The organism is Ramlibacter sp., assembly GCF_035706265.1.
Classification (GTDB): Bacteria; Pseudomonadota; Gammaproteobacteria; order Burkholderiales; family Burkholderiaceae_C; genus Ramlibacter.
In genome coordinates this window covers 1-11,363 of record NZ_DASSVG010000696.1, presented here as the reverse complement: position 1 = coordinate 11,363, position 11,363 = coordinate 1, and the positions used below count along the sequence as shown (strand labels likewise).

Genomic DNA, 11,363 nt, shown 5'->3' with positions numbered 1-11,363 from the left:
GCCGAAACCGATGCCCTGCTGCAGCGGGAGATCGCCGGCGTGCGGCTGGTCAATTTCGGCCACCTCGGCGACGGCAACCTGCACTACAACGTGCAGGCGCCCGAGGGCGGCGACATGAAGGCCTTCCTCGCCGCCAACGAGCAGCGCGTGAACACCCTGGTCTACGACCAGGTGAAGCGCTTCGACGGCTCGATCTCGGCCGAGCACGGCATCGGGATGCTGAAGGCCGAGAAGCTGCCGCACTACAAGTCGCCGGTGGCGCTGGGGCTGATGCGGGCTCTGAAGGGCGCGCTGGATCCGAAGGGGATCCTGAACCCGGGGCGGGTGGTGCACAACATATAATATGCGCATACCGGATGAGGATGTTCGATGCTGAAGTTCGATGACGCACCCAAGAAGCCCACCAACCTCTCGCTGAACAGCAAGGTGCTGGAAATGGCCAGGGAACTGGGCATGAACATCTCGCAGACGGTGGACGCTCTTCTGGCGGAGGAGGTGCGGCGACGCTACTGGGAGAAGTGGCAGGAGGAGAACAAGGAAGCCATCGAGGAATACAACGCCCGCATCGCGAGGGAGGGCTTGCCCCTGGCCCGGTATCGCAGCTTTGGGCGCAGCCTCGGCGACGGCCGCAAGAAGGACTGAGGTGGCCAGATTCGACGTCTACGGCAACCCGGACCCCGCCGAACGGAAGACCATTCCTTACTTCCTCGACCTGCAGAACCAGTTTCTCGAGGGCTTGCAGACTCGCGCGGCCGTCCCCTTGTGGACGCCACAGGCGTTCAGGGGCCGCGTTCGCAATCTCAACCCCGAACTCAAGGTGGAAGGAAATCCCGTGGTCATGGACACGGCCGCCATCGCGGCCATCCCCACGGGTGAGTTGCGCCGCCCCGTCGCCAACCTGGCGGACCAGCGGCTCGCGATCCAGAACGCCCTCGACACCCTCTTCGGCTCGTATTGAAATGACCTCCCCCCGCCCCGTCCGCTCGCAGTACGAGGACTTCATGCGCCATGTCTACACCCATGGCACGCCCAAGACCGACCGCACCGGGACCGGCACGCGCAGCGTGTTCGGCTACCAGATGCGCTTCGACCTGAACGAAGGCTTCCCGCTGGTGACGACCAAGAAGGTCCACCTGAAATCCATCATCCACGAGCTGCTCTGGTTCCTGCAGGGGTCGAGCAACAACAACTGGCTGAAGGAACGCGGCGTCACGATCTGGGACGAATGGGCGCGCGAGGACGGCGACCTCGGCCCCGTGTACGGCGTGCAGTGGCGCAGCTGGCCCACGCCCGACGGCGGCCACATCGACCAGATCGCCGAAGCGGTCAAGACGATCCGGACCCATCCGGATTCGCGCCGCATCATCGTGAGCGCCTGGAACGTGGCGGACCTGCCCAAGATGGCGCTGATGCCCTGCCACGCCTTCTTCCAGTTCTACGTGGCCGAGGGCAGGCTCTCCTGCCAGCTCTATCAGCGCAGTGCCGACATCTTCCTCGGCGTGCCCTTCAACATTGCCAGCTACGCCCTGCTCACGCACATGATCGCGCAGCAGTGCGACCTCGGCGTGGGCGACTTCATCTGGACCGGCGGCGACTGCCACATCTACAGCAACCACCACGAGCAGGTGGAGCTGCAATTGGGCCGCCAGCCCTATCCCTACCCCACGCTGAACATCAAGCGCCGCCCGCCGTCGATCTTCGACTACGCGTACGAGGACTTCGAGGTGCTGGACTACCAGTGCCACGGCCCGATCAAGGCGCCCGTGGCGGTATGAACAACGGCCCCGAAGGCGGCATCGTCCTCTACGGGGCCGGCTCGTCGATCCTGGTCGACTTCGAGGAGACCTGCCGGCGGCTCGGCGTCGAGGTCGTCGCCATCGTCAACAACCAGGGCGGCCCCTCGTTCGCATTGCGCGGGGACAAGGTCGTGACGCGGCGTGAATTCGTGGAGCGCTGCCTGGCGTATCCCGTGCTGTTTCCCATGTTCACGCCGGGACACCGCAAGCAGGCGCTGGAGGAGGCACGCGCGCTCGGCGTCGACCGCTTCGCCAGCCTGGTCGACCCCACTGCGGTGACGCCGTCCAGCCTCACCCTGGCCGAGGGCGTGTTCGTCAACTGTGGCGCGATCCTCGGCGGCATGGTGTCCCTCGGACCGTTTTCCTTCGTCAACCGCGGGGCCTCGCTGGGACACCACGCACGCTTGGAGGAGTTCGCATCGGTCGGTCCGTCGGCGGTGCTGGGGGGCTACGCACAGGTGGGTCGGGGCGGATACATCGGCGCGGGCGCCGTCGTTCTGCCGCAAGTGCGTGTGGGCGCCAACGCCGTGGTCGCGGCCGGCGCCGTGGTGATCGCGGACGTGGCGGACCACACCCTGGTGGCCGGCAATCCGGCCGTGGAGAGGAAGCGCGGCATCGCCGGCTACAACGAGGTCGGCGTGTGAGCGAAGCCGCGCCGGCTGCCGAAGCGCCCCGCGAGGAACGGCCGCTGCGCGACGTGCGCTCGGGCGCGGCGAGCTTCGTGCGGACCAGCGCGGAAGTCGAGGACTTCCTGTCAACCCTGGACGAGCCGTCGGCGGCCGACCGCGCATGGGCCGCCTCGCCCTGCAACCCGCAGGCGTACATCGGCGAACTGCACGACGTTCTGGTCCTGCCAGGCTCGCGCATCCTGCTGGACCGCCAGGGTCACGCACGCAGCGACGAACTCGAATTCGCGTTCCGCCATTTGTCGCTGCGGCCCAAGCGCTGGGACATGGAACTGGCCCAGGGCCCGGTGCTTCGCTTCCCGCCAGTGCCGCGTTCCGGGACCACGTGGCCGGCCGGGATTCACCTCACGGGCGAACACGAGACGAACTACTTCCACTGGGTCTGCGAGGTACTGCCGCGCCTGCACCTGTACCAGCGGATGCTGCCAGGCGAGACCGAGACGCCCGTGCTCGTCTCCTCCGGGCTGCACCGCAACCTGTACGAACTGCTGCGCCTGGTCTGCACGCCCGGACGTCCCATCCACCTTCTCGCGTGCGAGCAGGCCCATCCGGTGTCGCGCCTGGTGTACCCCTCGGACGTGGGCAGGATCCTGGACGTCTACGACCGCGCGCCGGGGCTGGACACCACCTTCCTGCACGTGGGCCTGCTGCGCGACCTGGCGGGCCGCATCAGGCGCGCGTTCCCGCCGCCCTGCGCGGGCGCGCGCCGCCGGCTGTTCCTGCGGCGCGGCTCCAACTACCGGCGCCTGCTGAACGAGCCGGAACTCGAACAGTTCCTGGCCGCGAGGGGCTTCGCCGCGATTGACCCCGGCGAGCTGCCCGTGCGCGAACAGGTGCGGCTGTTCGCGGAGGCGGAGCTGATCGTGGGCCCTTCCGGGGCGGCGATGACGAACATGCTCTGGTGCCGGCCAGGCACGCGCATCGTCGTGCTGCATTCGGACCATCCGTTCAAGAAGTACCCGTACTGGGACGCCCTGGCGCGGGCGGCGGGCGTCGCCGTCAGCTACCTCTCGGGTCCGCGCGCGCACAATGTGCAGGGCTTCTTCGAGGCCCACGACGACTACACCGTGCCCACCGACACCCTGCAACAGATGATCCAATGAAGCTCGGCCTCATCTACGCCCAATCCCGCAACGGCGTGATCGGCCAGGGCGGCACCCTGCCCTGGCACCTGCCGGAGGACCTGGCGCATTTCAAGCGCACCACGATGGGCGCGCCGGTGCTCATGGGCCGCAAGACCTGGGATTCGCTGCCGCCGCGCTTCCGGCCGCTGCCGGGGCGGCGCAACATCGTGATCACGCGCGATCCGCACTGGCAGGCCGCAGGCGCCGAGCGGGCCGGCTCGCTCGATGAGGCGCTGGCGCTCGGTGCCGACGCAGAGACCGTGTGGGTCACGGGTGGCGCGGAAGTCTTCCGCCTGGCGCTGCCGCGCGCGGACCTCGCCGTGGTGACGGAGATCGACGCCGATTTCGAAGGAGACACCCACGCGCCCGAACTCGGCGCCGGCTGGCGCGAGACGGCGCGCGAACGGCACGTCTCGGCGAACGGGCTGCCCTTCAGCTTCGTGACCTACGAGCGCACCGCCTAGACTCCCTCCCCCTCTGGGGGAGGGTTGGGGTGGGGGCGCTGTGCGGCAAATGCGCCCCGGCGTGCCCTCACCCCTGCCCTCTCCCAGAGGGAGAGGGAGCAACAGCCGCGCCGCTCAGGAACCCCTCACCTTCGCCAGCAACGCGCGCGCCTCCTCGCGCCGGCCCTGGTCGGCCAGCTGGCGGCCCGGGCGCGGCGGGGCCTGCAGGGCGCGCTCCAGGTACGGCACCGCTTCCCCGGCCCGTTTCGCCTCCACCAGGTACTCGGCGTAGAAGAAGTTCGCGTCGATGCCTTGCGGCTGGATCTCCAGCGCCTTCTGCAGCAGCTCGCCCGCCTTGGCCTTGTCGCCGAAGCCCACCGGCCAGCCCGGCACCTTGTAGTACAGGACGCCGAGGCTGTTGTACGCGGAGCCGTCGAGGACCCTGCCGTCGATGCGGATCGCCTGCTCGTACAGCGCCTTGGCCTGCTTCACGAGCGACAACGCGCCCAGCCCGCCTTTCTCGCCGGCCAGCGAGCTCACGATGATGCCCTCCCACACCAGCGGCTCGGCGCGGCCGGGCAGCGATTCGCTCACCTGGCGGGCGCGCGCGGCCAGCGCCTCGAAGCGCTTCTGCCGCTCCGCGGCGGGAGCCTGGTAGCGGATCACCTCCCACTCGTGCTGCAACTCCGTCACCGCCTCGTCCACCGGGGCGGCGGCGACGCCGAGGCAGGCGCCGGCGAGGGCCGCCAGCAGCACGATGCGGCGCGTCCAGCTGCGTGCCTGCGGGTTGTTCATGGTCCGGTCCTTTCCTGCAGGGAGGCGAGCGTGGCGAGCGTGCGGCCATGGCCGCGGAAGCCGCCGTCCAGGGCGGTCGGCACCAGCCCGTTGAGGCGCACGGCCAGTTTCTCGGGGAAGCCGAGGAAGCGCTCTGGCGCCTCCGAGGCGAGCATCTGCACCAGCGCGGCGGCGACGCTGGCCGCGCTGTCGCTGGCGGAGCCGGTCTCCTTCGCATAGGCCTGCGCCTGCGCGGTGTTGAAGGAGGTGCGCGTGCTGCGCGGCCCGAGGTACTGCACCCGCACGGCGCTGCCCGCGAGCTCGCGTCGCAGCGCCTCCGCGAAGCCGCGCAGCCCGGACTTGCTGGCGCCATAGACGCTGTAGCCCGGCAGGCCGATCGCGCCCAGCACCGAGCCGACGCACAGCACCTGCGCGCGCCGCTGGCGGCGCAGGTGCGGCAGCAGCGCGCGCGTCAGCAGCATCGGCGCCAGCAGGTTGGTGTTCAGCACGTCGGCCAGCGTGACGGCATCGAGCGCGTCGAGGGCACCGAAGGCAGGAGCCCCGGCGGCATGCACCAGCACGTTGCAGCGCCAGCCGGCCGCATGTTCGGCGAGTGCTTCGACCTCCTGCGGCATGCGCAGGTCGGCAGCCGCCCAGGACAGGTCGTCCTCTCCCAGCGCGTGGCGCCGCGCCAGCCGCACCCGCAGCGCGGCCAGGGCTTGCGGCGAGCGCCCGGACAGCAGCACGCGCGCGCCGGCGGCCAGGAAGGCCGCCGCCGCTTCGCGCCCGATGCCGCCGGTGGCGCCGGTGAGGAGGATGCGCGCCTGCGCCGCCTTCATGCCGCCTCCGCCGCACCGACGCGCTGGGCCTGCGGCAGCGGCAGCGCGCGGAACACGTCGCCATAGAGGCGGTAGAAGGCGCGCGCGGCATGGACGATGTCGGCCTGGTCGCGCAGGTCCACGATCCGGTCCATCAGCACTTCGAAGTGGGCCGTGTGCTCGCGATCGAGCGTGCCGTGCGAGCGCAGGTAGCCGAATGCCGACGCGGGCAGGCCCAGGCCGCGCTGGATGCTGTCGGCGGCCAGCAGCGCCAGGCTGACGCTGGTGCCCTCCAGCACGTGCACCATGCCGAGGAAGCCGAGCGGATTGCGGCGCGCGATGGTGTCGTAGGCATAGGCCACCATCACCTCGGTCGCGTGGCCGGGCTGGCCCTCGCGCACAGCCTCCGCATCGGCGCCGCAGGCCCGCAGGTCGTCCAGGATCCACTCGTCGTGGCCGGTTTCCTCCTCGATGTATTCGTCCAGGTGCGGCTGCAGCCAACGGTGCCGCTGCGGCAGCGCGGCGCGGCAGGCCCGCAGCAGCGGCACGGTGTGCCGCACGTGGTGGTAAGCCTGCGTGAGGAAGGCCACGTAGCTCGGGACGGAGACCTCCCCGCGCAGGCAGCCCTGGATGATGGGCGCGGAAAGCAGGCCGAGCCGGGCGGCCTCGGTCTGCTGCAGCAGTTCACGGAAGAAGGGCATGGTTTCCTTTCTGCGGGGCCGCGGGAGCGATGCCGAGCGCGTCGGCATGCAGCGAGAGGATGGCGGCGCGCTGCGGCCGGCCGTTGGCGGTGGCGAGGCCGCTGCGGGCATCGAAGGCGGCGCGGGCCCGCACCCAGCGGCCCACGCGCGCGTAATCGGGCAGGCCCGCGTTGGCCGCCTGCACCGCCGCGTCGATCTCCGCGTCGGGCAGCGTCGCCGACAGCGGCCACACCACGGCACTGAGCGCCGGCTGGCCGTCGCCGAACACCACCGCCTGCAGCAGCACCTCCTGGCTGCGCAGCGCCGTCTCCACCCACTCCGGCGACACGTTGCGGCCGAAGCCAGTGATCAGCACGTTGCGCTTGCGGCCCTCGACGTAGACGAAGCCGTCCGCATCGATGCGCCCCAGGTCGCCCGTGGACCACCAGGCCGGCGGCGCGGCGCCGTCGCCCAGGTAGCCCGCCATGAGGGTCCCTGTCACCTCGATTTCGCCGTCGGGGGCGACGCGCAGCCGCGCGTGCGGCAGCGGCCGGCCGACGCTGCCGGCTCGGTCCGCGCCCGGCAGGTTGAGCGTCTGCACGGAGGCACCTTCCGACAGCCCATAGCCTTCGAAGGCCGGGATGCCGCGCTCGCGCGCCGCCTGGACCAGCGGCGCGCCGACGGCCGCCCCGCCCACGGCCACGATCTTCAGGCAGCCGGGCGCGCTCATGCCGTGGTGGCGCAGCCACCCCGTCCAGGCGCGCAGCATCTGCGGCAGCAGGATCACGCTGTTGGGGCGATAGCGCAGGAGCGCGTGGTGGAATTGCGCCGCCTCGAAGGCCGACGAGCCGGTGAGCCCCACCTCCGCCAGCGGCGGCACCACCACCGTCGCGCCGTGCGCCAGCGGCGCGAGCACGCCGGCCAGGTTCTCCAGCAGCACGGCCAGCGGCAGCACGCACAGGTGGCTGCGGATGGCCAGCGGCTCGAGCGCGGCGACCAGGCCGGCCGCCGCCGCCTGCATGGCCCTGTCGTCGAGGCACACGCCCTTGGGCGCGCCGGTCGTGCCGGAGGTGAACGTGATCTTCGACGTGGAAGGTGGCATGGGCACCGGGCGGCCCGCCAGGCCCACCAGCGCGAGCGGCCGGCCCGCCACGCGGCACGCCTGCTGCGGCACCTGGGGCAGGACGGCCGTGCCGGCCGGATCGGCCAGGAGCGTGTCGACGCCGGCCGCCTGCAGCACGTGCGCAACCTGCTGCGGCGTGAAGAAGACCGGCAGCGGCACGTGCACGATGCCGGCCGCGTGCGCGGCCAGGTCCGCCACCACCCACGCGGGCCCATTGTCCATCCACGTGGCGAGCACCCGGGTGCCGCGGGTGATCAGCGTCGCGGCCAGGTCGGACACGGCCGCGTCCAGTTCGAACCGGCTCCAGATCAGGCCGGGCCCTTCGAGCGCCGGCAGCGCGAGCGGCCTCATGCCCCGCGCTCCTGCGCCGCTGTCGCTTCCGCCGCGCTCGCCGCTTGCACCGCGCCGGCCGCGAGTCGCCGCAGGACCGGAGCGATCTCGGCGGCGAGCACGACGGGCTGGTGCTCGTAGTAGCTGCCCCATTGCCTCGCCTCCTCCGCCAGCAGGTCGGGATCCGCGGGCGCCAGCACGAGCGGCGCGATGCCCATGCGGGCCAGGAGTTGCCGCAGTTCCAGCGTGAGCGTGGCCACGCCCCAGCGGAAGCGGGCCTGCGCCAGGTGCGGACCCAGCAGGACCATGAGGCGCCGGCCGGCGCCGGCGCGCCCCGCCGCGAGGTGGCCGATCTCCACCACCTCGCGGCGCGAGAGCGGCCGGCCCGCATGGGGCGCGAGCGCTTCCTCCACCGGCTCGCCGAGATAGCGCTCGAGGTACAGCGGGCCGGCGGCCGCGCTGCGGTAGCCCGCCGCCGCGACGATCGCTCCGTCGGGATCGGCCAGGCTCACGAGCGCGGGCGCGAAGGCGCGGACGGTGGCGCCGTAGCGCCGGCGATAGACGGCGTGGATGAAACGCTCCACGTCGGCGCGCCGCGGGTCACCGGGCAGGTGCAGGCGCAGGGCCGCGGCCGCCTCCGCGGGCTCGGTCGGCGCCCTGCGGCACAGGGCGGACAGCAGGCTCATCCCAATTCCTCCGGCACGCGTTGCACGGACGCGTCGGGCGGAATCGTGGCCTTGCCAGATTAACGGCGGATTAACGAAAAGGGCCTCGGGCGTCACTACTAGAATCGCGCAGCACAAACCGCCGTACCGGATCCGCCGCTTGAAGATCACCACCTGGAACGTCAACTCCCTCACCGCCCGCCTGCAGCACGTCCTGGACTGGACGGCGGCCAATCCCGTGGACGTCCTGTGCATCCAGGAACTGAAGCTCACGGACGACAAGTTCCCCCTCGACGTGCTGCGCGGCATCGGCTACGAGCACTGCGCCGTGTTCGGGCAGAAGACGTACAACGGCGTCGCCGTGATGAGCCGCTTCCCGGTGCGCGACATCGTGAAGAACATCGCCGGCTTCGAGGACGAGAACTCGCGCCTGCTCTCCGTGACGGTGGAGACGCCGTCGGGCGCGCTGCGCCTCGTCAACGGCTACTTCGTCAACGGCCAGGCGCCGGGGACGGAAAAGTTCGACTACAAGATGTCGTGGCTGCGCGGCCTGCGCGACTACCTGCGCGAGGAGATCGCGCACCATCCCGAGCTCGTACTGGTGGGCGACTTCAACATCGCGCCGGAAGACCGCGATTCGTTCGATCCCGAGGGCCTGCGCGAAACCATCCACCACACCACCGAGGAGCGCGAGCACTTCCGCAAGCTGCTGGAGCTGGGCCTGGTGGACAGCTTCCGCCTCTTCGAGCAGCCGGAGAAGAGCTTCAGCTGGTGGGACTACCGCATGCTGGGCTACCAGAAGAACCGCGGCCTGCGCATCGACCACATCCTGGTGAGCGAGCCGCTCAAGCCGCGCGTGGCCGGCTGCAGCATCGACCGCGCGCCGCGCAAGTGGAAGCAGCCGAGCGACCACGCGCCGGTGACGGTGGAGATCCTCTGAGAACATGACGCCAACGACCATCCTCCTCACCGGCGGCGCCGGCTACATCGGCAGCCACACCTTCGTGGCGCTGCACGAGGCCGGCTTCGCGCCGGTGATCCTGGACGATTTCTCCAACAGCCACCCGGCGGTGCTGCAGCGGCTGGAACGCATCACGGGGCGCGCGCCGGTGGTGGAGCGCGGCGACGTGCGCGACACGCCCTTCGTGGAATCCGTGCTGCGCCGGCACCGCATCGCCGGCGTGGTGCACTTCGCCGGCTCGAAGGCCGTCGGCGAGAGCGTGGCGCAGCCGCTGAAGTACTTCGACAACAACATCGGCGGCGCCATCAGCCTGCTGCGCGCGATGGAAGCCGTCTACCTGGCGCCGGAGAGCTGGGCACCGCCGACGTTGGTGTTCTCCAGCAGCGCCACGGTGTACGGCGACCCGGCGCGCGTGCCGATCACGGAGGACTTCCCGCGCAGCCACACCAACCCGTATGGCCACACCAAGCTGGTGATCGAGGACATGCTGGAAGCCGTGCGGCGCTCGCAGCCGGCCTGGCGGATCGCGACGCTGCGCTACTTCAATCCGGTGGGCGCGCATCCGAGCGGCCTGATCGGCGAAGACCCGGCCGGGATCCCGAACAACCTCATGCCCTTCGTAACCCAGGTCGCGGTGGGGCAGCGGCCGCAGCTCAGTGTGTTCGGCGGCGACTACCCGACGCCCGACGGCACCGGCGTGCGCGACTACATCCACGTGGACGACCTGGCCGCCGGCCACGTCGCCGCGCTGCGGGCGCTCTCCTCCGGCAACAGCCTCACCGTGAACCTCGGCACCGGCAACGGCTACAGCGTGCTGCAGGTCGTGCAGGCCTTCGAGCGCGCCAGCGGCCGGCGCATCCCCTACCAGATCGTCGCGCGCCGGCCGGGCGACGTGGCGCAGTGCTATGCGGATCCGTCGCTGGCGCGCCAGCTCCTGGGCTGGGAGGCGCGCAAGGGCATCGAGGAGATGTGCGTCGATGCGTGGCGTTGGCAGAGCATGAACCCGAAGGGGTACGTCGGGTCCTAGCTCCGTGGGCTACTCCAGCCCCAGCTCCTGGATCTTGCGGGTGATGGTGTTGCGGCCGATGCCCAGCTTGTGCGCGGCCTCGATGCGACGGCCGCGCGTGTTCTGCAAGGCCGTGAGGATCAGGCGCGATTCGAAGCGGCGGGTGAGCTGCTCCCAGACGTCGTGATGGCCGCTGGCGAGCAGTTGCATCGCCTCGGCTTCGAGCGCGGATTCCCAACCGGCCGCGGCGACCGGCGCCACGCTGGGCGGCGGATCGAAAGCCGCGGACTCCGCGGGCGGCGCAGACTGGGTCCCCGCCTGCGCGGGGACGACGACCGGGACATCCGTTGAACCTTCGCCCACTTCCGGCGGCAGGTCCTTCGGCTCGATCAGCTGCGCCGGCGCCATCACCGTGAGCCAGTGGCAGATGTTCTCCAGCTGCCGCACATTGCCGGGGAAATCGAAAGCCGTGAGCCGCGCCAGCGCCGCATCGGAAATGCGCTTGGGCTCCACGCCCAGCTGCTGCGCGCTGCGCTGCAGGAAATGGCGCGCCAGCATCGGGATGTCCTCGCGCCGCTCGCGCAGGGCCGGCAGCCGCAGGCGGATCACGTTCAGGCGGTGGAACAGGTCCTCGCGGAACACGCCCTCCTTCACGCGCTGCTCCAGGTCCTGGTGGGTGGCCGCGATCACGCGCACGTTGGCCTTGACCGCGTTGTGCCCGCCCACGCGGTAGAAGTGGCCGTCCGACAGCACGCGCAGCAGCCGCGTCTGCAGGTCGAACGGCATGTCGCCGATCTCGTCCAGGAACAGCGTGCCGCCCTCGGCCTGCTCGAAGCGCCCGCGCCGCAGCGCCTGCGCGCCGGTGAAGGCGCCGCGCTCGTGTCCGAACAGCTCCGACTCGATGAGATCGCGCGGTATGGCGGCCATGTTGACGGCGACGAAGGGTCCCTTTCGCCG

At 70.9% G+C, this 11,363-nt stretch carries 15 protein-coding genes; 9 read left to right on the top strand and 6 right to left on the bottom strand.

Annotated elements, in window-relative coordinates; all coding sequences use genetic code 11:
• The 7 genes from VFM98_RS25040 to VFM98_RS25010 form a co-directional block, all read left to right on the top strand.
• Positions 1-342, top strand: a 342-nt coding sequence (locus VFM98_RS25040) for an FAD-binding oxidoreductase (protein WP_325112604.1), incomplete at its 5' end; no start/stop codon positions are given.
• 27 nt (positions 343-369) lie between these two features.
• Complete coding sequence (locus VFM98_RS25035) at positions 370-642, top strand: type II toxin-antitoxin system CcdA family antitoxin (RefSeq protein ID WP_325112603.1); 273 nt, start codon at positions 370-372, stop codon at positions 640-642.
• Position 643: 1 nt separating this feature from the next.
• Positions 644-958: a CcdB family protein gene (locus tag VFM98_RS25030; protein ID WP_325112602.1), complete on the top strand. Its 315-nt coding sequence runs from the start codon at positions 644-646 to the stop codon at positions 956-958.
• Position 959: 1 nt separating this feature from the next.
• Positions 960-1,775, top strand: coding sequence for a thymidylate synthase (locus tag VFM98_RS25025; protein WP_325112601.1), 816 nt, complete (start codon positions 960-962; stop codon positions 1,773-1,775).
• A complete protein-coding gene (locus VFM98_RS25020) occupies positions 1,772-2,440 on the top strand; it encodes a hypothetical protein (protein WP_325112600.1) in 669 nt (222 codons plus the stop codon). Before VFM98_RS25025 ends, VFM98_RS25020 begins: the two co-directional genes overlap by 4 nt.
• Positions 2,437-3,585 (top strand): glycosyltransferase family 61 protein, encoded by a 1,149-nt coding sequence (locus tag VFM98_RS25015; protein ID WP_325112599.1) that lies wholly within the window; start codon positions 2,437-2,439, stop codon positions 3,583-3,585. Before VFM98_RS25020 ends, VFM98_RS25015 begins: the two co-directional genes overlap by 4 nt.
• Positions 3,582-4,070 (top strand): dihydrofolate reductase, encoded by a 489-nt coding sequence (locus VFM98_RS25010; protein WP_325112598.1) that lies wholly within the window; start codon positions 3,582-3,584, stop codon positions 4,068-4,070. Before VFM98_RS25015 ends, VFM98_RS25010 begins: the two co-directional genes overlap by 4 nt.
• Before the next feature lie 114 nt (positions 4,071-4,184).
• On the opposite strand, the gene VFM98_RS25005 is transcribed toward VFM98_RS25010, so the two are convergent.
• The 5 genes from VFM98_RS25005 to VFM98_RS24985 are packed head-to-tail and all read right to left on the bottom strand — an operon-like array spanning position 4,185 to position 8,460.
• The gene (locus VFM98_RS25005; protein WP_325112597.1) at positions 4,185-4,844 is read right to left on the bottom strand and encodes a TRAP transporter TatT component family protein; all 660 of its coding nucleotides are present in this window, start codon (positions 4,842-4,844) and stop codon (positions 4,185-4,187) included.
• Positions 4,841-5,662: an SDR family oxidoreductase gene (locus tag VFM98_RS25000; protein ID WP_325112596.1), complete on the bottom strand. Its 822-nt coding sequence runs from the start codon at positions 5,660-5,662 to the stop codon at positions 4,841-4,843. Before VFM98_RS25000 ends, VFM98_RS25005 begins: the two co-directional genes overlap by 4 nt.
• Entirely contained in the window at positions 5,659-6,342 is a 684-nt protein-coding gene (locus VFM98_RS24995; RefSeq protein WP_325112595.1) for an iron-containing redox enzyme family protein, read from the bottom strand. The genes VFM98_RS25000 and VFM98_RS24995 overlap by 4 nt, the downstream gene beginning before the upstream one ends.
• Entirely contained in the window at positions 6,326-7,795 is a 1,470-nt protein-coding gene (locus VFM98_RS24990; RefSeq protein WP_325112594.1) for an AMP-binding protein, read from the bottom strand. The genes VFM98_RS24995 and VFM98_RS24990 overlap by 17 nt, the downstream gene beginning before the upstream one ends.
• Complete coding sequence (locus VFM98_RS24985; RefSeq protein ID WP_325112593.1) at positions 7,792-8,460, bottom strand: thermostable hemolysin; 669 nt, start codon at positions 8,458-8,460, stop codon at positions 7,792-7,794. The genes VFM98_RS24990 and VFM98_RS24985 overlap by 4 nt, the downstream gene beginning before the upstream one ends.
• 139 nt (positions 8,461-8,599) lie before the next feature.
• Between VFM98_RS24985 and xth the strand changes: the two genes are divergently transcribed.
• Both xth and galE read left to right on the top strand, forming a co-directional pair.
• A complete protein-coding gene (gene xth / locus VFM98_RS24980; protein ID WP_325112592.1) occupies positions 8,600-9,379 on the top strand; it encodes an exodeoxyribonuclease III in 780 nt (259 codons plus the stop codon).
• Between the two features lie 4 nt (positions 9,380-9,383).
• The gene (gene galE / locus VFM98_RS24975; RefSeq protein ID WP_325112591.1) at positions 9,384-10,427 is read left to right on the top strand and encodes a UDP-glucose 4-epimerase GalE; all 1,044 of its coding nucleotides are present in this window, start codon (positions 9,384-9,386) and stop codon (positions 10,425-10,427) included.
• A 9-nt stretch (positions 10,428-10,436) separates the two neighbouring features.
• Here galE and VFM98_RS24970 read toward each other — a convergent pair.
• Positions 10,437-11,363: sigma 54-interacting transcriptional regulator (locus tag VFM98_RS24970; protein WP_325112590.1), on the bottom strand; the 927-nt coding region annotated here is incomplete at its 5' end.